Raw genomic sequence first — 22733 nt, 5'->3', positions numbered from 1 at the left:
CTGACAACAACCGCGGCCTAGCCCGCCTGCCGCAACCAGGCCAGCGCAATATCGTGCAGAGGCTTGTCGACCAGCTTGCCATCGACGGTGATGGCGCCATGCGCGCCCGAGGCCACCGCCTGCACCACGCGGCGCGCCCAGGCCAGTTCATCGTCCGTTGGCATGAACCCCTGGTTCACGGGCTCGACCTGGCGCGGATGGATGCACAGCTGCCCGCCGAACCCCAGGCGGCGCGACGCCGCCGCCGCGGCACGGACGGCCGGCTCGTCGTGCCACTGCAGCGTCGTGCCGTCGATAGGAGCGGCCAGCCCCGCCAGGCGCGAGGCCAACACCAGGCCGATGCGCGCCGGCAGCCAGCCCTGCTCGTCCTGGATGCCTGTGTCGCGTGCATAGTCCACGCTGCCGAACACCAGCCGCGCCACGCCGGGCTGGCGCGCAAGCTCGCGCGCGCATTCCGCGCCCTGGGCGGTTTCGATCAGGGGAAACAGCGCCGCGTCGTGGCCGACGATGGTACGCGCGCGGCGCAGCACATCAGGGGACTCGGCCTTGGGCACCATGACAGCCCGGCAGCCCGCCCGCGCCAGCGCGCGCAGATCGTCTTCAAACCAGGGCGTTGCGGCGCTGTTGACGCGGACGATGGCGGAGTGGCGCGTCTGGTGGATCCAGCCGGCCACGGCGTCGCGCGCGGCCGGCTTGGCATCGGGCAGCACGGCGTCTTCCAGGTCCAGGATGATGGCGTCGGCGCCCATTGAGGCAGCCTTGGCATAGCGATCGGCGCGATCGCCGGGAACGAACAGCAGGCTACGCAGACGATGCATGATCGGCGGGCTCCGGTGCGGCAAAATGGCGGCGCTGCGTGGCCAGCAACAGGCCGAACACCAGCGCCGGAATCACGATCAGCACAAAGGCCGGGCGATAGCCGCCCAGCAGCGCGGCGATGGCGCCGAACAGCGGCGGCCCCAGCACCACGCCCAGGAAGGTGCACGTAAGCGCGCCGCCAGTGGCCAGGCTGGCCTTGCCGGGCGGCGCCTGCCGCGCGACTTCGGCCAGGTATACGCCGTTCCAGCCCACCGCCGCCGCGCCCAGCACCACCAGCGCCAGCGCAACCACGGGCACGGGCGCGCCCGCGGGCAGCAAGACCAGCGCCAATATGCCGAACGCCATCATCAGGGCCAGCGCCGCAAGCATCATGACGGGGCCCAGGTAACGATCGGCGCACCAGCCCCATAGCAGGCGCCCGGCCACGCCGGCCACCTGGCCCACAGACAGCATCATCCCGGCTGCCACCAGGGTGTAGGCCAGGCTGTCGTGCAGGTAGGTGACCACATACGCGCTGTACGACCACTGCACGGCAGAAAAGCACAGGGACACGCCGGCCAGCAACGCCAGCGGACGCCGCGAGAAAATCAGCGCCAGCGGCGCGGCCAGGTCACCCAGCCCGGCGCTGCGGCCCGGACGCCTGTCTGCGTCCAGCCCGGCCCGCACCAGCTGCGCCAGCGCGGCGCACGCCAGGCACGCCAGCGCCGTGGCCAGCAGCGTGCCGCGCCACCCCATGGCGATTTCCATCTTGGGCGCAAGCAGCCCTGCCAGCACGCCGCCCAGCGGCACACCGGTCTGCTTGATGGAAAACACAAACGACATGCGGTGCGATGGCGTCGTGCGGATGAGCAAATGCGAGCTGGCCGGCGTAATGGGCCCATAGCCCAGGCCCAGCAAGACGGCGCCCACGGCCAGCAGCCACACCTGGCCCGACAGGCTGCACAGCAGGCCGGCGGCGCACAGGCCCAGCCCCCATTGGCTGGCGCGCATCGCGCCCAGCCGCGCCACCCAGCTGCCGGCGCTCAGGCTGCCCGCCATGGCGCCCACGTAGACCAGCGCCACATACACGCCCACCAGCTCGGCGCCCACGCCGGCTGCCTCGCTGAGCACCGGCGCCAGCACCGGCACCACCAGCGCGGCCGCCGCCACCAGCGACTGGATGGCCAGGGTAATGACCAGGACACCCGCCCCACCCAGCTTCACATCGACACCTGCCAGTCGCGCCGGAAGGACTCGCGATACGTGAAGCGATCGGCGGGGTGCACGCTGATCGCCAGCTCGACCAGCTCGTCGCGCGCATCCAGGTAGCGGCGTTCCAGCCGCAGGCCCGCCGAGCCCGGCTTGGCATCCAGGCGCCGCGCGGCGGCCTTGTCCAGCACCACGGCACGGATGTCCTGGTGCACGGTCTTGATCTGCAGGTCGAATTGCTCTTCGAGCACGGCATACAGCGCGCGCGTCATGCGCCCGCTCAGCCCGGATACGGAGCGGAATGCCGGCGCGACGTACGCGTCGGTCATGCAGATGGGCGCGTCGTGCGCTTCGGTATAGCGCAAGCCCCAGACGTGCAGCCAGGTTTCTCCGGGCGAGGCATCAAGGGTATCGGCCAGTTCGCCCTGCACTTCCAGCAGCGCCTGGCCTTCGATTTCCAGCGAGGTCTCGTAGGCATACTGCCGCAGGTCGGTGATGCCCGACATGGTCTGCGTATATTGGGTAACGGGCGCCGCGGCCAGCACACGGCTTCCCACTCCCGGCTGGCGGGTCACCATGCCCATCTGCACCAGTTGCTTGACCGCTTCGCGCACGGTAAAGCGCGACACTCCGAACTGGTCGCACAATTCGAACTCGGTGGGCAGCAGGCCGCCCACCGGGTACCGGCCCGTCCGTATCTCGTGGACCAGCGTGGTGGCCAGCTGAAGATAGCGAGGCCGGCCGCCGGGCGCTTCGATCTTTACAGTCATAGAACTGCGCTTTTCCTCAGTCGGGCGATCTGGCCGGCATCGTAGCCCGCCTGCGCCAGCAATTCATCGGTATCGGCGCCCATGGCCGGCGCGGCGCGCGCCAGTGGCGCTTCGCCGGGACAGCGAATGGGCGGGGCCACGCTTGTCACGGCCTGGCCCTGGGCATCGTACGCATCAAGCAGGCAACCGCGCGCATGCACGAAGGGGTTGTCCAACGCCTGGGCCACATCATAAACCGGCGCGGCGGGCACCTTCCCGGCGAATCGCTCCATCCAGTCGGCGGTGGATCGGGTCGTGAACACCGCCTCGAGCTCCTCGTTGAAACGCTCGCGGTTGCGCAGGCGGTCGGCAAACGTGCGGTAGTCGGGGTTTTCGGCCCATTCGGGATGGTCCATGGCCGTTGCCAGCAACGGCCAGAATTTTTCCTTGTTGCACATCACGAAGATCCAGCTGTCGGCCGTGCGGTACAGCTGGCTGGGCACCAGCGACGGGTGCCCCGACCGTGGCGCGCGGCCGGTCTGGTGGCCGCCATTCAGGTACCAGGTGGCCACGTAGCAGAGGTTGTGCAGGGCCACGTCGAACAGGCTGACGTCCACGTCGCGCCCCACGCCGCTCTGGCGCGCGCCCAGCACGGCCGACACCAGCCCCAGCGCGGCGGTGGTGCCCGTCATCAAGTCGATGATGGACAGGCCGAAACGGGCGGGCGGCCCGTCGGGCTCGCCTGTCAGCGACAGATAGCCGGCCTCGGCCTGCATCAGATAGTCGTAGCCCGGCCAGCCCGCGCGCTCGCCGTCGCGTCCGTAGGCCGACAGGTGCACGCACACGATGTCGCGCCGCACCTCGCGCAGGGTGTCGTAGGTCAGCCCCAGCTTGCCCGGCAAGTCGCCGCGCAGGTTGTTGAACACCGCATCGGCGCGCCTGCACAGGTCGTGCAGCACCTGCCGGCCTTCGGGGTGCTTCAGGTCCAGCGTGACGCTCTTCTTGTTGCGATTGAAAGCCTGGTAGAAGTGGCTGTCGCCCGGGCCGAAGTAATGCGGGCCCACGGCACGGCCCACATCGCCGCCATCGCGCGGGTTTTCGATCTTGATGACTTCGGCGCCCAGGTCGGCGAGGTGCTGCGTGCCGAAGGGCCCGGCGCCGTACTGCTCTACCGAGACGATGCGCAATCCGTTCAACGGCAGGGTCATATGGGGTTCCTTTGCACCAGTTGCCGGGCGATGATGATGCGCTGCATTTCGTTGGTGCCTTCCCCTATTACCAGGAGCGGCGCGTCGCGATAGAAGCGCTCGACAAGATATTCCTTGGAATATCCATAGCCGCCGTGGATGCGCATGGCTTCCAGGCTGTTCTCGACAGCGGTTTCGGTGGCGAACAGCTTGGCCATGCCGGCTTCCATGTCGCAACGTTCGCCGCGGTCGTAGGCTTCGGCCGCGCGCAACGTCAGCAGGCGCGAGGCATCGGTGCGCGTGGCCATGTCGCCCAGCTTGGTCTGGATGGCCTGGTGTTCGCAGATGGGCTTGCCGAATGTCTTGCGCTGCTGGGCGTACTTCACCGCTTCGCGCAGCGCGGCCTGCGCCACGCCCACGCCCCGCGCGGCCACGTTGATGCGGCCAAGCTCCAGGCCGTTGAGCACCATCTGCAGTCCGCGGCCTTCGGCGCCGCCGATCAGGCGGTCGGCCGGAATGCGGTAGTTTTCGAACACCAGTTCGGTGGAATCAATGCCCTTGTAGCCCAGCTTTTCCAGCTGGCGGCTGACCGTGAACCCCGGGCCTTTTTCGGCGATGAACAGGCTCATGCCCTTGTGGCGCGGCTCGGCCTGCGGGTCGGTCTTGACCAGCAGCGCGAAGCAGTTGCCGTGATAGCCATTGGTGATCCACATCTTGCTGCCGTTGACCACGTAGTCATCGCCCTCGCGGCGCGCCACCGTGCGGATCGCCTGCAGGTCGGTGCCGCAATCGGGTTCGGTCAGGCCGATGCCGCCGCGCAGCTCGCCGGTGGCAAAGCGCGGCAGGAAGGCCTGCTTCTGCGCTTCGGTGCCATTGCGCTGTACGCACATGGCCATGATCAGGTGCGAATTCAGGATGCCCGACAGCGACATCCATTCCTCGGAGATGCGCTCGATGATCCGGGCGTAGGTCACCGTGGACAGGCCCAGGCCGCCGTACTCGGGCGCGATCAGGCAGCCGAACAGGCCCATTTCCTTCATTTTTTCGACGATTTCCACGGGGTACACATCGTCGTGCTCGAATTGCCAGACGTGCGGGCGGACTTCCTGTTCGAGGAAGCGGCCCACCATATCCAGGATCAGGCGTTCCTGGCTTTCGTCATGTGAGTTCATGCCGGTCTCCATGTGAATATCTCGCTCATGCCTGCGCCAGGCCCTGGGCCAGCGCGCGCGCCGACCCCTGCTCCAGCCCCAGCACGCACGCCTCGATCGCGGCGGCGCGCTCGGCGGACACCTGGCGGCGCGCGTTGTCGTGGAACTTGGCGCGTATGTCGTCAGCGCCAAGCGGCCGGTCTTCGGCGCCGCGGTTGACCGCCTCGCGCTCGCGCAGCGTGCGACCGTCCTGCAGCTCGACGATGACTTCGCCGCCGTAATGCAGCGGGAAGTCGCTGTCGGGGTCGTGGCGATAATCCGTCAGGGCGCACAGCCCCAGCACCGCCGGGTCGCGCAGCGCGGCCTCTTCCAGGTCGTCCAGCGTCAATCGGCCTTTGCACAAGGCGGTGGCCACCAGATAGGGAATACTGAACTGCGCCTCGTAGCTGTTGGCCGGCTTGCGCTTGGAGGCCTCCGGCTCGCACACCGTCTTGACGACTTCGGCGGGCACCAGCACGGTGATGCGGCGCACTTGCTCCGGCCGCACGCCCTGCGCATGCAGGCGCGCGGCCGCGTCGACCGCGGCATGCGTAAAGTGGCAGGCCGGCAGCGGCTTGACCGACACGCGTTCGACTTCCCACTGTGTGCCCAGCCCTGCCATGGCCAGGCCCAGGTCGTAATCGAGCGCGCCCAGGTGGCTGGCGTACAGTCCGAAGCGGCCTTCGTAGGCCAGCCGCGTGCCGGTGTAGCGATGCTTGCCGAAGGTGGCGGACGTGATGCCCGCGCACGCCGCCCAGCCGGGATGCATGCGCTTGTTCCAGGCGCCATCATTCAGGAATTCCAGACTGCCCGAGGCCGTGGAAAGCGCGATGCCCTGGGCATCCACCAGCTGCTGCGCATCCAGCCCCAGCAGCCAGCCGGCCGCCAGCGTGCAGCCGAAGGCGCCGATCAGTCCGGTGGGATGAAACCCCACCTGGTGAAACCCCCCCTTGGCCACGGCGCCCAGGCGCGTGGCGACTTCCATGCCCAGCACATAGGCGGCCAGCATGTCGGCGCCGGAACGGTCATCGCGCGCGGCCACGGCCAGCACGGCGGGCAGGACCGACGCCGTGGCATGGATCACCCCGCGCGCGTGCGTATCGTCGTAGTCCAGGCCGTGGATCAACACGCCGTTTGCCAGCGCCGCATTGCGCGGATCCATGCGCCGGGACGACCCTATCACGACGCTGTCGCCGCCGCCGTCCAGTTCGCCGATGGCAGCCAGCGCGCGTCGCGAAAACTCATAACCGTGCGAGGCCAGCGCAATGCCGATGGAATCCAGCATCAACAGGCGGGCACGTTCGCGCGCCGACGCGGGAATGGCAGCGGCCTCAAAGCCGGCGGCGTAGCGCGCCAGTGTTTCGGACAGCGCCAGCGTGGCCGGCGCCTCAGCGTGGTCTTTCATTGCAGGTCCTCCCTATCAATCCAGCAGCACCAGCGACAACGCGGGCACAAAGGTAATCAACGCCAGCGACACCAGGCGGGTGACATAGAACGGCACCACGCCGCGCGCCACCTGCTCGACCGGAATGCGCGCGATGCCGCTCATGACGAACAAGTTCAGGCCGATGGGCGGCGTAAGCGTCGCGATCTCGACATTGGCGACCATGATCACGGCAAAGTGAACCGGGTCAACGCCCAGGTGCGTGGCCATGGGAAACAGCAAGGGCGCCGTCAGCACGATCATCGCCACGCCATCGAGGAACATGCCCAGCAACAGCAGCACCGCGTTGGCCAGCAGCAGGAACTGCCAGGCCGACATGTCCATGCGTTCCATGAAGCCGATCAGCGACGCCGATACGCCCATGCGCGCCAGGATGAAGCCGATCAGGCTGCCTCCCATGACCACCATGAAGATCATGGTGGATTGCAGGATGGATTCCTGCGACACCTGCCAGACCGTGCGCCAGTTCATGGTCCGGTACACCACGACGCACAGCAGCGCCGCATAGCCGGCGGCCACGGCCGACACTTCGGTGGGGGTGAAAATGCCCAGGTAGATGCTGCCCAGCACCAGCACGGGCATCGACAGCGCGCCCGAGGCGCGCGGCAGACGCTTCACGAAGCCGGCGAAATCCGGCTTGACCGTGGTGGCGCCGTAGCCGCCCCGCCGCGTCAGCCAGGCCGTGGTCAGCAACAGCAGCGCGGCTTCCATCAGGCCGGGCACGATGCCGGCCACGAACAGCCGGTCCACGGGCAGGCCCACGATGGAGCCGATCAGGATGAAACCCAGCGAAGGCGGAATCATCAGCCCCAGCGTGCCGCCCACCGCCACCAGGGCCGCCGAGAAGCGCGGCGGGTAATTCTCGCGCTTCAGGCCATCGACCGTGGCCGCGCCGATGGCGGCTGCCGACCCCACGCTGGACCCGGATACCGCCGCGAAGAACACGCAGGCCAGCATCACCGTCAGCGCCAGGCCGCCGCGCACGCAGCGCACCACGCTGCCGATCAGCTCGATCATCAGCGCCACGATGTTGCCGCGCATCATCAGGTTGCCCATCAGCACGAACATCGGTATGGCCATCAGCGGGTAGCTGTTGATGGACTTGAATGCGGTCTGCGCCACGACGGTCAGGGGCACGCCGTCCACCGACATCACCATGGCGCTGGACATCAGGCCCATGGCCGTGCCCACGTGCGCGCCCAGGGCCAGCAGCACCAGCAGGCCCAAAACCGAAAGTCCCAGTGTCATAGCAGCGGCTCCTTGCCAGAGATGGCGGCCACGACGCCAGCATCGGGCTCGTCTTCTGCAGCCTCGGGCACGAACGGATCGCCCCAGCGCCAGGCATACCAGGCGGCGCACGCGTAATACACGAACAGCGCAAGGCCGCCCACCGGCATGGCCAGAAACAACAGCCACATCGGCAGTTCGAGCGATGACTCGGACACCATGCCCATGGTGTAGAACCGTTGCACCTGGGGAATGGACGAATACGCCAGGATGAAGGCGAACGCCATGCCCGCCAGGCTGGTCAGCAGCCAGACCGCGCGCTGCACGGGCGGCGGCAGCCGCTGCACCAGCAGTTCGGTGCGAATATGGCAGTGGCGAAAACCCGCGATGCCCAGTGTCAGGAAAAACGCCCACACCATCAGGAAACGCACGGATTCTTCGGCCCAGAAATAGCTGACATCCAGCACATACCGGCTGAAGCCTTCCAGGATCATGATGCCCGTGGCGCCCAGCGCCAGGGCGGTGGCCAACGCCAGCACCAGGCGCGATATCCAGCCCAGCCGGCCGAACACGGGCGCCACGCGCGCCGCGGCGGGCGCCGCGGGTATAGAAGCCGAATTCAGGTCACTTGCCATCATTGACGCACTCCTTTCGGATCTTCTCCAGCTGCACGATGGCATCGGCATGCTTGCTGCGGAAGCCCTCGCCCGCCGCCACGAAGCGCGCCTTCAGCTTGTCGACTTCGGCCGGCTCCATGACGCGGTAATGGCCGCCCTGCGCCACCATCTTGTCGATCAGCTGGCGGTCTTTGGCGACGGTTTCCTGCCACTGCCGCGCGATAATCTCGGCCAGCACGTCCTGGATGATCTTGCGCTGGTCGCCCGGCAAGCCATCGAGCCACATCTTGTCCACTGTCACGGCCGAGGTCGCCAGGCCCATGCCGGGAGCCAGCGTGGCATAGCGCGCCGTGTTGCCCAGCACGTCTACCCATCCTGCGGGCGAGGTCATGGCGCCATCGATGGCTCCCTGCGACAGCGCGGCAGACATTTCGGACGCCGCCATCGAGATGGGGCTGGCCTGCACCGAACGCATGGCATCCAGCATGATCTGCCCGCCTATCACCCTGACCTTCTGCCCTTTCAGGTCGTCAACCTGGCGGATGTCGCGGTCTTTCATCAGGAAGATCAGGTCGGCCGTGCGCAGAAAGCCCAGCACCTGCATGCCGCGCGGCTCCAGATAGCCCGAGATCATGCGCGTGAAGCCCTCGGCGAAACACGCATTGGTCATTTCTTCGGTGGTCAGCGCGAACGGCAGGCTGGCCACGCCCACGCGCGCGTCGAACTGCTCCAGGCGCGACGAAACCGGCCACACCATGTGGACGGCGCCGGTGCCCAGCGCGGCCAGGCCGTCGCGGTCGTTGTACAGCTGCGAAGCCGGAAAGTACTTGCCCTTGACTGCGCCGTCGGTGCGCTTGTCAACCTCGGCAATGAACTGCTCGATATACGGGCTGGGGTTGGTGGCCAGCGGAATTTCGCTGGTGATGATCATTTCTGCGGCCCCGGCCGCGCCACCCCAGCAGATCGCCAGGGCGGCGCACCAGGGCGCCGCCTTGCTCCAGATCGTCTTCATGTCGCCTCCGTCGCGGCGGTTGATCCGCCTGTTTGCATGCCGGGCGCCGGACGGCGCGCATGCCATGTCGTCGTGCGCTGGAACAGCCTGCCCAGCGCCAGCACCCTGTCCTCGCCCAAGGGCGGGCCCACCAGCTGCATGCCCAGCGGCAGGCCGCCGGCGCCGGCGCCCGCCGGCAGGGTCAGCACCGGCAGGCCCAGGTAGTTGATGCCGCGTGTCCACGAGGACAAGAGCGCGAATTCGCGTTCCAGGCGAGCCTGGTCGGACCCGTGCGTGTCGTCGACCCTTGGCGCGACATCGGGCGTGCACGGCAGCAGCAGGGCATCGGCCCCGCCCTGTACGGCATCCAGGTAATGCCGCAGGAAGGGCTCGCGCAGGCGCAGGGCATTGCAGTAGTCCGCTCCCGACACCAGCAGGCCGCGCGCGATGCGGCGGCGCACCTGGTGCCCGTAATCGTCGCCGTGCTCGTGCAGCCAGCGCCGGTGCATGGCGGCGGCTTCCACCGCCAGCACGATCGAAGCCAGTTGCCCGGCCCGCTGCAGCAGCGGGTACGGAGAAGCCACGGGATGGCACTCGACCCCCGCGTCGCGCAGCGCGCGCACCGCCTCGTCCAGGGCCCGCCGCATGTCGGCGGACATGAGGTCATCGTCGCGCCAGCGCGGCACGGCCACGCGCAAGGCGCGGGGCGCATCGCCCAGGGTGGCCGGCGCGTCCACGCACGAAAGGTCGGCCGCATCGGCGCCGGCCAGCGCGCGGTACGCATGGCCGCACAGCTCGGCAGACCACGCCAGCGGTCCGATGCAGTCCAGGCTGGGCGACAGCGGCATGGCGCCCGCCACGCTGATGCGATGCTGGGTGGGTTTCAGGCCGGTAAGGCCGCACAAGGACGCAGGCAGGCGCACCGATCCGCCCGTGTCCGAGCCTATCGCCAAAGGCACATGCCCCGCCGCAACCGACATCGCGGCCCCGCTGGAGCTGCCACCCGATACGCGGTCTATGTCCCAGGGATTGCGGCCGGGCCCCAGGGTCGCATTCCAGCCGGTGGGCGACATGGCGAACTCGGCCATGTGCTGCGCGCCCAGCACGACGGCGCCGGCGGCGCGCAGCCGCGCCACCACCGCGGAATCGGCGCCGGCCGGCGCGCTGCCATCGCGCAGGCGGGTGCCCCAGCCTGCCACGCGCCCTTTGCGGTCGAACATGTCCTTGATGCCCACCGGCATGCCATGCAGCGGCCCGCATGGCCCGCCCTGCCGGTATTCTTCATCGCGCTGGCGGGCTTGGGCCAGCGCGGCGTCGGCATCGATATCCACCCACGCCAGCCGACCGGGTGCGCTGCGCTCGATCTGCGCCAGGCAGTCGCGCACCCATGCTTCGCTGCCGCGCCGGGCCGGCGCATCGGCCGGCGCGGGCGCGTCCGGCCATGGTTCGGGAGCCAGGCTGCACAACACCTGCCCGAACGGCGCCGCCACTTCTGTCATGGCCAGCTGCGCCGCTTCTTCTTGCAGCGTCGCGGCCAGCCCGGCCACGGCCATGGCAAGATCGGGCAGATCATCCCCGTCCAGCGGCAGGCCGCGGGCCCCGGACCAGTCGCGCGCCGACTGGATCAGAGCGTCCATGTCAGACTCCGCAGCGTTGCGCGATGGCGTCGACCTGCTTGACCACGTCGCCGTACTTGTCGGTATAGACCTTCTTCGCGATGTCGGCGCGAGCTTTCCATTCCGCCGCGGCGGCATCGTCCGCGACGCGATACACCGAGCCCTGCGCTTCCATCTGCTTTACAGCCTTGGCATCGGCGGCGCGCGCTTCATCCCACTGGCGCTTGATAATGTCGTTCAGGCTGTCGACCACGGCCTGGCGCTGGTCGGCAGGCAACGCGTCCATCCAGTTGCGGTCCACCACGACGGCATAGGTGGCCAATGACATGCCCGGCACATGAAACGCGTACTTGCCGGTCTTGCCTATCATCTCGGCCCAGCCGGCCGGCGACGTCAGCACGCCGTCGATCGCGCCCTGGGCCAGCGCAGTGCTCATTTCCGACGCGGCCATCGACACGGGGCTTGCATCGAAGCTGCGCACCATGTCCAGGAAGATGCGGCCGCCAGTCACGCGCAGCTTGGCGCCCTGCATGTCGGCCAGCGACTTCACGTCGCGGTCGCGAAAAATAAAGAACAGGTCGGCGGTGCGCAGCAGCCCCAGCACCTGGAGCTGGCGCGATTTCAGGCGGTCGGATATCAGTTCCGTCAGGCCGCTGGCAAAGCATTGGTTCTCCATCAGCTTGTCCGACAGGCCGAACGGCAGGTTCACGTAGCCCAGCCCGGCATCCAGCGTCTCGAGCCGCACCGACACCGGCCACACCATGTGCACGGCGCCCGTGCCGATGGCGGCCAGGCCATCCTGGTCGTTGTATAGCTGCGAGGCCGGGAACACCTTGACCTGCACCGCGCCGTTCGTGCGCTTGGCAACGTCCTGCGCAAACTCGTTCATGTACTTGGTTTTCCAGTGCGACGCCGCGACTTCCGACGTCAACACCATCTCGACTGCGTAAGAACTCAATGGCGACAGCAGCGCAAACAGCAGCGCCGCACGGCGCAACAATGAATACGACATGGCAATACCTCCTCTGGTGAGTACTGCAATGCAACGCGGGCGGCGCCCGCGCACAAACGGGCATGTAATGCTTATTGGTCGCCCACGCCGTGCCCGCGCTTGGGCACCAGGCTGTAACGGATGAAGTTCATGACCTCCACGCCGTCCTGGTTGAAGGCGCGGGTGCGGGTCGTGACGATGCCCTGCGTGGGCCGGCTGCGCGATTCCCGCAGCTCGAGCACTTCGGACTCGGCGTACAGCGTGTCGCCCGCGAAAACGGGCGCGGTCAGGTTGATTTCTTTCCACCCCAGGTTGGCGATCGCCTTGCCGCTGACATCGGCCACCGTCATGCCCAGCACCACGGCCAGCGTCAGCCCGCTGTTGACCAGCAGCTTGCCGAATTCGCTTTTGCCGGCGTAGGCGGCATCGCAATGCATGGGATGAAAGTTCATCGTCATCAACGAGAACTGGATGTTGTCGGCGTCCGTAAGCGTGCGGCCGGGCCGGTGCTCGTACACCGCGCCCACCTCGAACTCTTCCAGATAGCGGCCGAAACTGAAGCGATACCGCTTGGGCCCGACGGCCATGACCTCCATATTGCCTCCTTTGTCTAGTTTGTTAGTTTGTCTGGACAAATACTCGAACAAAGAGGCGCCCCCTGTCAACGACTTTTCATCCTGCGCCGCAGCATCGCTTTCGCGAAGCACCCGCGCGGGCAGTTCAGTCCCCTGCCGTCACTAGCCCATAGTGGCGGCGCATGAGCTCCACCGCGCGCTGCAGCAGGGGCGATGCCGCCTGCGCGGACCAGATGGCCTGGCTGACCGAACGCGCTTCATGGTCGAACGCGATGAATCGCGTGCCGGCCAGCCGGCTGCGCGCCAGGCAGGCCGGCACAATGGAAACGCCCAGGCCCTGCGACACCAGCGCGGCCACGCTCAGCCAATGGCGCACTTCGTGGCGCACGGCCGGGTGGAAGCCGGCCGTAACGCACAGCGACAGCACCGTCTCGTAGTAGCTGGGCGAGGCCGCGCGCGCGAAAAAGATGAAGTCCTCGCCTGCCAACGCCGCCAGGCGGACACGCTGGCGCTTCGCCAACGGATGCGCCGCGGGCACGCACAGTACAAAGGGTTCCGCCACCAGGTCCAGCGTGCAGACCTCGGGCGGCGCGGGATTGGCGTGGATAAAGCCCAGGTCTTGTTCGCCACGCCGTACGGCCTCGATCTGGTCGTGCGAATTCAGTTCAGTCAGCACATGCTCTACATCCGGCAGCGCCGCCCGCATCGCGGCCAGAAGGTCGGGCATGCCGCGATACAACATCGACCCCACAAAACCGATGCGCAGGCGTCCGCGCAACCCGGCGTTCACGCGCTGCACCAGCGTACCGATGGCTTCGGACTGGCGCAGCAGCGCCTGGGCTTCGCGATAAAGCACATGCCCCGCGTCCGTCAGGGCCACGTGCCGGCTGGTGCGCTCGAACAGTCTTACGCCCAGCGTGCTTTCCAATTGGCGGATGGCGTAGCTCAGCGGCGGCTGCGACAAATGCAGGCGCGCCGCGGCGCGGCTGAAATGGCGTTCTTCAGCCACCGCGATGAAATACCGCAGCAGTCGGGGTTCAAGATCCATTTGAGTGCCGCATGCCAGGCCATTGATATTTAATATGTATTGTTGACCATAAAATCAGTATTTGTATAGATAGATAACCTGCGTGACCATGGCGCTTCGAATGTTTGCCCGAGCCCGCCATGCCAGAATCCTCCGCCATCCTGCAGGATGTGCCCGACTCCCGGGGCCTGAACCTGTTCTGCGCCGATCCTTATGCGGCTCCGCTGTGCGCCCTGTACCTGCCGCCGGCGCTGTACAAGCACCTGTTGCCCCACCTGGAGCGGCTGGGCGCGCTGGCCGGCGGCCCGATCGACGAACTGGCCGCCGTGGCCGACCAGAATCCGCCTACTCTGTCGGTGCGCACGCGCGCCGGCCAGGATGAGTCCCGCATTGACAAACACCCTGCGTATGTCGAGCTGGAGCGCCTTGCATATGAAGAGTTCGGATTGGCGGCGCTTTCGCATCGCGGCGGCGTGCTGGGCTGGCCGGAAGCGATGCCGCCGGCCGCCAAGTACGCGCTGAGCCATGTGTTCGTGCAGGCCGAGTTCGGCCTGTGCTGCCCGGTCAGCATGACCGACTCGCTGGCGCGCACCCTGCGCCGTTATGGCGACCGTGCACTGGTCGAACGCGTGTTGCCCGACGTGATTGCCCAAGACCTGGACACACTGCGCCAGGGCGCGATGTTCATGACCGAACAAGGCGCGGGCTCAGACGTCAGCGCGACAGCCACCCGCGCCGAGCAGGATGACGACGGCACGTGGCGCCTGTACGGCGATAAGTGGTTCTGCTCGAATCCCGACGCGGGCTACGCCATGGTCCTGGCCCGCAGCGAAGACGTGCCCGGCCTCGGGGGCGTGTCGCTGTTCTTGCTGCCGCGCGACTTGCCCGACGGCACGCACAACGCCTATCGCATTCTGCGCCTGAAGAACAAGCTGGGCACGCGCTCGATGGCCAGCGGCGAAATCCGGCTGGAGGGCGCACAAGCCTGGCTGGTGGGCGAGCGTGGCAAAGGGTTCCAGCAGATGGCCGACATGATCAACAATTCGCGGCTATCCAACGGCATGCGCGCCGCCGGCTTGATGCGGCGCGCGGCGACAGAGGCCGTGTACTTCGCGCAGCATCGTCGCGCCTTCGGCCAGCGCCTGGTCGACATGCCGCTGATGCGCCGGCAACTGGCCAAGATGATCGTCTGGGCCGAGCAGGCACGCAGCGTCATGTACCAGACCGCTGCGGCGCTGGCCCGCGCCGAACAAGATGCCGATGCCGCCGTGCTGGCCCGCATCATGACGCCGCTGATCAAGTTTCGCGCCTGCCGCGACGCGCGCAAGGTCACGGGCGACGCCATGGAGGTGCGTGGCGGATGCGGATACATCGAAGAATTCGTCGAAGCGCGCCTGGTGCGCGACGCGCACCTGGGTTCGATCTGGGAAGGCACCAGCAATATCGTCGCGCTAGACGTGCTGCGCGCGATCAAGAAGACCGAAGCGCTGCAGGCGCTGCGCCGGCACACGGAAAGCCTGCTGCGCGAGGGGGCGCCGTGCGACCCCGCGCTGGCCGATGCGCAGTCGCGTGCATTCGATGGCGCATTCGCGCTGGCCGGCCATGCCGCGTTGCAGGACCGCCCCGATCTGGCGCGCCAGGCTGCATCGGGCCTGTACCACGCGCTGTCGGTCGCCGCCTTGCGGCGCGAGGCGGGCGCGCCCGGCCTGGCCAGCCGCGCCACGCTGGCCGATCTGGTGTTGCGGCACCGGCTGATGCCGCGCGACCCCTGCGAGGTGCCGGCCGACGAAGACGACGATTGCCGCGCCGTGCTGACCTACGCACTGTAGGCCGGCGCGACGCCCGAGGGCCGGCCGCGCGCCGGCCATCTACAACAACGTGCTCCGACCCGCACCACGGGCGAGAGCGCACCCCGCCAACCTGGAGAGACCATCATGCACCGCCGCCTGTTCTGCCTGGCCCTGGCCAGCGCCGCCGCACTGTGCCACCTGCCGTCGACGGCCGCACCAACCTATCCCGACCGGCCCGTGGCGCTGGTCGTGCCGTTTCCCCCCGGCGGCCCCACCGACGCGCTGGCCCGCCGGCTGGCCGATGCCTTGAAAGACCAGCTGGGGCAAACCGTCGTCGTCGAAAACCGGGGCGGCGCCGGCGGCAATATCGGCGCCGAATACGTAGCCCATGCCAAGCCTGATGGCTACACCATTCTGTTCGGCACATCCGGGCCGCTGGCTATCAATGTCAGCCTGTACAAGAACCAGCAATACGATCCGCAGAAAAGTTATGCGCCGGTCGTGCGCATCGGGCACCTGCCCAATATCCTGGTTGTGCACCCGTCGGTCCCCGCACGCGACATGGACGAGCTGATCGCCTATGCAAAAGAGAATCCGGACAAGCTCAGCTACGCGTCATCAGGCAACGGCGCATCGTCGCACCTGGCGGGCATCCTGTTCAACAAGATGGCGGGCACGCAGATTCTGCATGTGCCCTACAAGGGCACCGGGCCGGCCCTGAACGACCTGCTGGGAGGGCAGGTATCCATGTCATTCACCGACATTCTCACCGCCCTGCCGCACGTGCAGGCCGGCTCGCTGCGCGCCATAGGCCTGGCCAGCGCACAGCGCTCGGATGCCCTGCCGCAGCTGCCCACCCTGGCCGAACAGGGCCTCGACGGCTACGACGTCAGCGTGTTCTTCGGCATTGTCGCGCCGCGCGGCACGCCCGACGAAATCGTGGCGCAACTCAACCGCGCGTTCGTCGCAGCCCTGGCCAATCCATCGATTAAAGAGGCGCTGCACAAGCAAGGCATCGTGCCCGCGCAGGATCAGACACCGCAGGGCCTGGCCGACTTCATTGGCGAGCAGGTGCCGAAGTGGCGCGCCGTCATCCGGGACGCCGGCGTGTCGCTGGACTGAAGGAGAGCGGTATATGCCTGTTTCCACATTGACGGCCGGCGCGCTGGCGGGCTGCCGGGTCATCGACCTGTCGCGCGTGCTGGGCGGCCCCTATTGCACCCAATTGCTGGCGGACCATGGCGCCGATGTCATCAAGATCGAGCCGCCGGCCGGCGACGAAACGCGTGGATGGGGCCCGCCGTTCCTGGGCGATACGGCGTCGTACTTTGTAGGCGTCAATCGCGGCAAGCGCGGCATGGTGCTCGACCTGTCGGCGCCGGCGGGCCAGGAACTGCTGCGCCGGCTGCTCGCCGACGCCGATGTGCTGGTGGAAAACTTCAAGCCTGGCACCCTGGAAAAATGGGGCTTGGGCTACGACACGCTGAGCCAGGAATTTCCACGGCTGGTTCATTGCCGCGTCAGCGGCTTCGGCGCCGACGGCCCGCTGGGCGGGTTGCCCGGCTACGACGCCTGCGCGCAGGCCATGTGCGGCCTGATGAGCGTCAACGGCGACGCGGACGGCCCCGCCACGCGTGTGGGCCTGCCGGTGGTGGACATGGTCACGGGCCTGAACGCGGCCGTCGCTGTACTGCTAGCCCTGAACGAGCGCGCCCGCAGCGGCCTGGGGCAGTTCCTGGACATCACCTTGTACGACTGCGCGATTTCGCTGCTGCACCCGCATGCGTCCAATTATTTTTACAGCGGCAAGGTGCCTGCCCGTACCGGCAATGCACATCCCAACATCGCGCCTTACGAGACACTGCCCACGCGCACCGGGCCCATTTTCCTGGCGGTGGGCAACAACCGCCAGTTCGCCGCGCTGGCGCAGGCCCTGCAGGCCCCGCAACTGGCGGGCGATGCCCGTTTCGCCAGCAACGCAGACCGCCTGCTGCATCGCCAGGCGCTGCGTTCGGAGCTGTCGGCGCTGCTGGCCGGCCACGACGCCCCCCGCCTGGCCGAACAGCTGCTGCGCCAGGGCGTACCCGCTGCGGCCGTGCAGACCGTGGAAGACGTGTTGAACCACCCCCACACCCGGCATCGCGACATGGTGTGGGAAGACGGCGACTACCGGGGCGTGGGTTCGCCTGTCAAGCTGTCGCGCACGCCTGCGTCGCTGCGCCGCCCGCCGCCTGCCCTGGGCGAGCACGACGCAGAGATCCGCGGCGCGAGCTAATCGCCCATCACCAGCCCTTCGCGGCGCGGATCGGCGCCGCCCACCAGGCTGCCCTGGTCGATGACGATGCCCTGTATACCGCTGGGAAAGTCCACGGCCCTGGTCTCGTGACCCATGCCCTGCAGCGCCGGCAGCATGTCTTGCAGCGCGGTGCCCCGCTCGACTTCGGTGGCCTGGTTGCGGCTGCCCATGTTGGGCAGCGCAATCGCCTGCTGGATGTCCAGCTTCCAGTCCAGCACGCCAACCAGCGTCTTGGCCACATAGTTGATGATGGCGCTGCCCCCGGGCGAGCCCACCGCCATGTACGGCTTGCCGTCGCGCAACACGATCATGGGAGCCATCGAACTGCGCGGCCGCTTGTTGGCCTGCACACGATTGGCGACGGGCCGGCCTTCCGGGTCTTGCGCCGACAGCGAAAAGTCGGTCAGCTCGTTGTTCAACAGGAAGCCGCGCACAAATATCTTGCTGCCGAAGGCGGATTCAATGGAACTGGTCATGGACAGCACATTGCCCTGCCCGTCGACCGCCGCGATGTGCGATGTGGACGGCACTTCCAGCGCATTGCCGTGTCCGCGCAGCGCCAGCAAGCCCGCCGGATCGCCCGGCAGCGCCGTGCCCAGCGCGCGGTCCGGGTGGATGAGCGCGGCGCGCCGGGCCAGGTATGCCGGGTCCAGCATGGCTTCTACCGGCACCCGGACAAATTCCGGGTCAGCCACATAAAAGCCCCGGTCGGCAAACGCCAGGCGGCCCGCCTCGGCAAAGTAATGCACCGCCTGCACGCTGCGCGGCCCCAGCTTGGCCATCGGAAAATGCTCCAGGATGCCCAGCATCTGCAACACGGCGAGCGGCCCGCTGCTGGGCGGGGGCGGCCCGCACAGGCGGTAACCGCGATACAGGCCGCATACGGGCTCGCGCGTACGCGCACGGTAGGCGGCCAGGTCGGCCACGCTCAGGTCGCCGGGGGTTGCGTGGGCGCGCACCGCCGCGACGATGTCCTGCGCAATGTCACCGTGATAGAACGCGCTTGCGCCCTTGTCGGCGACGCGCCGCAGCACGGCGGCGTAATCGGGGTTCTTCAGCACGTGGCCTACCGGCCACGGCCGGCCGTCCGGCCCCAGGAAATAACGCGCCGCCGCCGGCTGCGCCAGCAATTCGTCGCGCGATTCGGCCAGCATGGCATGCAGGCGCGGCGACACTTCGAAACCTTGAATGGCCAGCTCGATGGCAGGCTGGAACAGCGTGCGCCACGCAAGCTTGCCCTGTTGCGCGTGGGCCAGTTCCAACCCGCGCAGCAGGCCCGGCGTGCCGACCGACATGCCGCTGTTGACGGCCTGCTTGAACGGCAGCGGCTTGCCGTCACGCATGAAGCGGTCGGCGCGCGCGGCCGCCGGCGCGGATTCGCGGGCATCGTAGACCCGCATCCGGCCGTCGGGTGCGGCATAGTGCACCATGAACGCGCCGCCGCCCAGGCCCGACGACTGCGGCTCGGTCAGGCCCAGCACCAATTGCGCCGCGATGGCGGCATCCACGGCGCTGCCCCCTGCGCGCAACATGCGGTAGCCCGCCTCGGTGGCCAGCGGGTTGGCGGTTGCCACCATGTACCGCTGCGCCGTCACCGCCTGCCTGGCCACGTAGCCCGAGGCCGCTTCAGGGTTGAGGCTTTCGTGCGCGGCGGGCTGCGCCCAACCCGGCGCGCTCCACACGGCGCATGCGGCGCCTATCCCTATCCAGAATCGAATGCGCATGGCTGGCCTCCAGGGTTGCGCGGCGCCGGCTGGCGGCCGCCACGGCCATTATCGCAATAGAATGCGTCACGCTGCCTGTGTCGCCTATGATTACCCCATGCGCCTTCGCCACATAGAAATCTTCGAAGCCATACGCCGCACCGGTTCGCTGACAGAAGCCGCGGCGGCGCTGCACATTTCACAGCCGGCCGCCAGCAAGCTGCTGGCGCATGCCGAGGCCCAGCTGGGCTTCAAACTGTTCGACCGCGTCAAGGGCCGGCTGGTGGCCACGCGCGAGGCCGAGATCCTGACCCCGGAAGTCTCGCGACTGAACCAGGACCTGAGCAGCCTGCGCCGCCTGGCGGCGAACCTGCGCGAACGCCCGAACGGCCACCTGCGGGTGGGCTGCGCGCCGGCGCTGGGTCTGGGGCTGCTGCCGCAGGTCGTGCGCGCCAGCCGCGACACGCGGCCCGGCATCACCTTCGACATCCACACGCATCACAGCGCGGAACTTGTGCAGGGGCTGCTGGCGCGCGAGCTCGATGTGGCCGTGACATTCGATATGCACGACTACCCCGGCCTGACACGCGCGCCGCTGGGCCATACCGAACTCGTGCACCTGGGCCGCAAGCCCGGCGGGGGCAGTACCCGGCTGGCCGACCTGATGCACGATACGCTCATCCTGCTGGATGCTCGCGATGCGTCGGGGTCGCTGCTGCAGATGGCGCTGGATGCGCAAGGCCTGGATCCGGAAGTCGCCATCCAGGTGCAGACACATTATGTGGCCTGCGCCCTGGCCGAGGCCGGTTGCGGCGAAGCCATTGTGGATGCCATTACCGTCCGCGCCATGCTGCGGCCGGGCATGGTGGTGCGCCGTCTGGACCCGCCGCTCAAGGTGCCGCTCAGCATCCTGACGCGCACCCAGGACCCGCTTTCGGCGCTGCATCGAGAACTCATCGAACGCCTGCGCCAGGCCTGCGCCGAGCTCGAGCAGCAGTTTCCGCTGGCCCCATGAAAAACGGGCGCCCCAGGGGCGCCCGTAACGCTCGACCACGTTGCGGGCGCCGCGACGCCCGCGTGGCCTGCATGCGGCTTAGTTGAGCGTGATGTTGCTCTGCTTGACGATGTCTTTCGCCCAGTCGTATTGCTCTTTGATTTCCTTGGCGAACTCTTCAGGCGTGTTGCCCGACGGCGCCGAACCCTGCTGGTCGAGCGCTTGGACGACCTTCGGGTCTTTCAGGGCCACCACGGCGGCGTCGCGCAGCTTGTTGACGATGTCCATGGGCGTGCCCGCGGGCGCCAGCAGTCCGTACCAGACCGGCTGGTTCAGCTTCGCGAAATCCACTTCCTTGAAGGTGGGCACGTCTTTGATGGCGTCGATGCGCTCGGGCCAGGCAATGGCCATTGCGCGCAGGTTGCCCGCCTGGATCTGGGGCATGGACGACGGCAGGTTGTCGAACAGGATCTCGATCTGGCCGCCGACCGCGTCCGCCACGGCCGGACCCGACCCCTTGTAGGGCACGTGCACGATGTCGGTGCCGGTGGCGATCTTGAACGATTCACCCATCAGGTGCAGCACGCCGCACGTGCCCGAGCTGCCGTACGAGTACTTGCCGGGGTTCTTCTTCAGCTCTTCGAGAAAGCCCTTGAAGTCCTTGGCGGGGAACTTGGGATTCACCGACACCACGTTGGCGGTGTTGGCGAAATTGGTAACCGGCTGGAAGTCCTTGATGGGGTCGTAGGGCAGATCGTCCGGACGGCAGGCCGAGTTGACCGCCATGGTGGACACGGTGGCGATCGACAGCGTGTAGCCGTCGGGCGCCGCGCGGGCCGCTTCCGCCGCGCCGATGGCGCCGCCTGCGCCGCCCTTGTTTTCAACCACCATCGGTTGGCCCAGTTCCTGGCTCATGCGCTGGGTGACCAGGCGCGCGATGATGTCGGTGGACCCGCCCGGCGCGAACGGCACGATGACGCGGATAGGCTTGTTCGGATAGGCGTCGGCGGCCACGGCGCCGGACGTGGCGGCCAGGCCGCAGGCCATCGCGACAGCGGTGGCGAGGGTACGTGCTTTGATCATCATTGTTGTATTTCCTCCAAGTGCGGGCCCCTGTTGAGGCCGATGGTGCAGGCATCGGCGTACGGCCGGTAGGCCGCGTGCCGTGAATCGGGTGAGGCGAAGTATATAAAAACCGGTTTATCGGTCGTGCGCGCGCTCTGCCGAATTCGTGGAGAATATCAGCAAATCGGCGCCTGGCGCGGGTGGGATTTGCGGTAGTTTCCCCAATTTTTTTGGATTTTCATGTCGGTTGCGCTGCTCGTCCTGCCGGATTTCCTGCTCATCGCCCTGGGTTGGCTGCTGCGCCACAAACTGGGCTTTACCCGCGAGTTTTTCGCCGGCACCGAGCGCATGGTGTATTTCGTGCTGTTCCCCGCCATGCTGTTCCAGGCGATTCTGCGCACGCCCATCAGCGCGGGGGCGGCGCTGACCCTGTTGCAGGCCACGTCGCTGGTGCTTGGGGCGGGCATCGCGCTGACCTGGCTGGGCGGACGCGCCCTGCGCGCGCAACCGTTGGCGCTGGCGTCCGCCGCGCAATGCGGGTTCCGCTTCAATACCTATATCGGCCTGGCGTTGGCGGCCAGCCTGGGTGGCGCGCAGGGGCAGACGACCATGGCGCTGATCGTCGGCTTTGCGGTGCCTATTGCAAATATCGCGGCTGTGTATGGGCTGGCGCGCCATGGCGGCAATGGGGTGCTGCGCGAGCTGCTGCGCAATCCGCTGCTGATGGCTACGGTGCTGGGGCTGGCGGGCAATCTGGCGGGGCTGCAGTTGCCGGGGCCGGTGGATACGGTGCTGGCGCGCCTGGGGGCGGCGTCGCTGGCTCTGGGCATCCTGTGCGTGGGCGCCAGCCTGTTCTGGCAAGGCGGCCAGGGGCAGGGCCGGCTGATTGCGTGGGTGCTGACGGTGAAGCTGGTGCTGTTGCCGCTGGCGGCGCTGGGAGCGGCCAGGTTCTGCGGCCTGCCGCCGGGCGAGGCGCGCATGCTGCTGCTATTCGCTGCGTTGCCCACTGCGTCGGCGGCTTATGTGCTGGCGATGCGGATGGGGGGAGACGGGCGGATGGTGTCGGTGTTGATTTCGCTGGGGACGCTGCTGTCGGTGGTGACGGTGCCGGTCTGGATGGCGGTGGGGGGGTGAGGGTGGAGGTGAGGAGTTGAGGTGGGGAGTTGAGGTTGTGGGGCGTCTGGGTGGGGAGCTGAGGTTGTGGGGCGTCTGGGTGGGGAGCTGAGGTTGTGGGGCGTCTGGGTGGGGAGCTGAGGTTGTGGGG

Annotated in this window: 20 protein-coding genes; 5 read left to right on the top strand and 15 right to left on the bottom strand. The window is 67.7% G+C overall.

From position 1 onward, the window contains the following. Positions 1–17: 17 nt before the first annotated feature. From CAL18_RS02835 to CAL18_RS02775, 13 genes are all read right to left on the bottom strand, one after another. Complete coding sequence (locus CAL18_RS02835) at positions 18–818, bottom strand: HpcH/HpaI aldolase/citrate lyase family protein (protein WP_094817300.1); 801 nt, start codon at positions 816–818, stop codon at positions 18–20. Beyond that, a complete protein-coding gene (locus CAL18_RS02830) occupies positions 802–2022 on the bottom strand; it encodes an MFS transporter (protein ID WP_094817299.1) in 1221 nt (406 codons plus the stop codon). The genes CAL18_RS02835 and CAL18_RS02830 overlap by 17 nt, the downstream gene beginning before the upstream one ends. Next, positions 2019–2777 (bottom strand): GntR family transcriptional regulator, encoded by a 759-nt coding sequence (locus CAL18_RS02825; protein WP_026640915.1) that lies wholly within the window; start codon positions 2775–2777, stop codon positions 2019–2021. The genes CAL18_RS02830 and CAL18_RS02825 overlap by 4 nt, the downstream gene beginning before the upstream one ends. Continuing rightward, on the bottom strand, positions 2774–3964 hold the full coding sequence (locus CAL18_RS02820) for a CaiB/BaiF CoA transferase family protein (protein ID WP_026640916.1): 1191 nt from the start codon (positions 3962–3964) through the stop codon (positions 2774–2776). The genes CAL18_RS02825 and CAL18_RS02820 overlap by 4 nt, the downstream gene beginning before the upstream one ends. Further along, positions 3961–5115, bottom strand: a complete 1155-nt coding sequence (locus tag CAL18_RS02815; protein ID WP_026640917.1) for an acyl-CoA dehydrogenase family protein — start codon at positions 5113–5115, stop codon at positions 3961–3963. The genes CAL18_RS02820 and CAL18_RS02815 overlap by 4 nt, the downstream gene beginning before the upstream one ends. A 25-nt stretch (positions 5116–5140) precedes the next feature. After that, complete coding sequence (locus CAL18_RS02810; RefSeq protein WP_094817298.1) at positions 5141–6538, bottom strand: MmgE/PrpD family protein; 1398 nt, start codon at positions 6536–6538, stop codon at positions 5141–5143. Positions 6539–6553: 15 nt separating this feature from the next. Then, positions 6554–7825 carry a TRAP transporter large permease gene (locus tag CAL18_RS02805; protein WP_094817297.1) on the bottom strand — a complete coding sequence of 424 codons (1272 nt, stop codon included), beginning with the start codon at positions 7823–7825 and terminating at the stop codon, positions 6554–6556. After that, on the bottom strand, positions 7822–8442 hold the full coding sequence (locus CAL18_RS02800) for a TRAP transporter small permease (protein WP_170940278.1): 621 nt from the start codon (positions 8440–8442) through the stop codon (positions 7822–7824). Before CAL18_RS02800 ends, CAL18_RS02805 begins: the two co-directional genes overlap by 4 nt. Continuing rightward, positions 8429–9433: a TRAP transporter substrate-binding protein DctP gene (gene dctP / locus CAL18_RS02795; RefSeq protein WP_026640920.1), complete on the bottom strand. Its 1005-nt coding sequence runs from the start codon at positions 9431–9433 to the stop codon at positions 8429–8431. The genes CAL18_RS02800 and dctP (CAL18_RS02795) overlap by 14 nt, the downstream gene beginning before the upstream one ends. Beyond that, positions 9430–11049, bottom strand: a complete 1620-nt coding sequence (locus CAL18_RS02790) for an amidase (RefSeq protein ID WP_094817296.1) — start codon at positions 11047–11049, stop codon at positions 9430–9432. Before CAL18_RS02790 ends, dctP (CAL18_RS02795) begins: the two co-directional genes overlap by 4 nt. Position 11050: 1 nt before the next feature. Next, positions 11051–12040 (bottom strand): TRAP transporter substrate-binding protein DctP, encoded by a 990-nt coding sequence (gene dctP / locus CAL18_RS02785; protein ID WP_094817295.1) that lies wholly within the window; start codon positions 12038–12040, stop codon positions 11051–11053. A gap of 71 nt (positions 12041–12111) precedes the next feature. Beyond that, positions 12112–12615 carry a MaoC family dehydratase gene (locus CAL18_RS02780; RefSeq protein ID WP_094817294.1) on the bottom strand — a complete coding sequence of 168 codons (504 nt, stop codon included), beginning with the start codon at positions 12613–12615 and terminating at the stop codon, positions 12112–12114. Positions 12616–12739: 124 nt separating this feature from the next. Further along, entirely contained in the window at positions 12740–13642 is a 903-nt protein-coding gene (locus CAL18_RS02775; protein WP_094817293.1) for a LysR family transcriptional regulator, read from the bottom strand. A 119-nt stretch (positions 13643–13761) separates the two neighbouring features. Between CAL18_RS02775 and CAL18_RS02770 the strand changes: the two genes are divergently transcribed. The 3 genes from CAL18_RS02770 (at position 13762) to CAL18_RS02760 (ending at position 17686) form a co-directional block, all read left to right on the top strand. Then, entirely contained in the window at positions 13762–15450 is a 1689-nt protein-coding gene (locus tag CAL18_RS02770) for an acyl-CoA dehydrogenase family protein (protein WP_094817292.1), read from the top strand. Positions 15451–15555: 105 nt separating this feature from the next. Beyond that, positions 15556–16533 (top strand): Bug family tripartite tricarboxylate transporter substrate binding protein, encoded by a 978-nt coding sequence (locus CAL18_RS02765; protein WP_094796004.1) that lies wholly within the window; start codon positions 15556–15558, stop codon positions 16531–16533. A 13-nt stretch (positions 16534–16546) separates the two neighbouring features. Continuing rightward, positions 16547–17686, top strand: coding sequence for a CaiB/BaiF CoA transferase family protein (locus CAL18_RS02760; RefSeq protein WP_094817291.1), 1140 nt, complete (start codon positions 16547–16549; stop codon positions 17684–17686). Here the strand turns inward: CAL18_RS02760 and ggt are convergent. Continuing rightward, positions 17683–19431 (bottom strand): gamma-glutamyltransferase, encoded by a 1749-nt coding sequence (ggt, locus tag CAL18_RS02755; protein WP_094817290.1) that lies wholly within the window; start codon positions 19429–19431, stop codon positions 17683–17685. The two genes, CAL18_RS02760 and ggt, sit on opposite strands and share 4 nt — an antisense overlap. A 97-nt stretch (positions 19432–19528) precedes the next feature. Between ggt and CAL18_RS02750 the strand changes: the two genes are divergently transcribed. After that, positions 19529–20425 (top strand): LysR family transcriptional regulator, encoded by an 897-nt coding sequence (locus CAL18_RS02750; RefSeq protein WP_026640929.1) that lies wholly within the window; start codon positions 19529–19531, stop codon positions 20423–20425. 78 nt (positions 20426–20503) lie between these two features. Here CAL18_RS02750 and CAL18_RS02745 read toward each other — a convergent pair whose 3' ends face one another. Beyond that, entirely contained in the window at positions 20504–21487 is a 984-nt protein-coding gene (locus CAL18_RS02745; protein WP_026640930.1) for a tripartite tricarboxylate transporter substrate binding protein BugE, read from the bottom strand. Between the two features lie 222 nt (positions 21488–21709). Here CAL18_RS02745 and CAL18_RS02740 point away from each other — a divergent pair, with 222 nt between their 5' ends. Beyond that, a complete protein-coding gene (locus CAL18_RS02740; protein ID WP_026640931.1) occupies positions 21710–22603 on the top strand; it encodes an AEC family transporter in 894 nt (297 codons plus the stop codon). Positions 22604–22733 lie beyond the last annotated feature (130 nt).

Source organism: Bordetella genomosp. 7 (assembly GCF_002261415.1).
GTDB lineage: Bacteria > Pseudomonadota > Gammaproteobacteria > Burkholderiales > Burkholderiaceae_B > Bordetella_A.
This window is presented reverse-complemented; position numbering and strand designations above follow the sequence as displayed.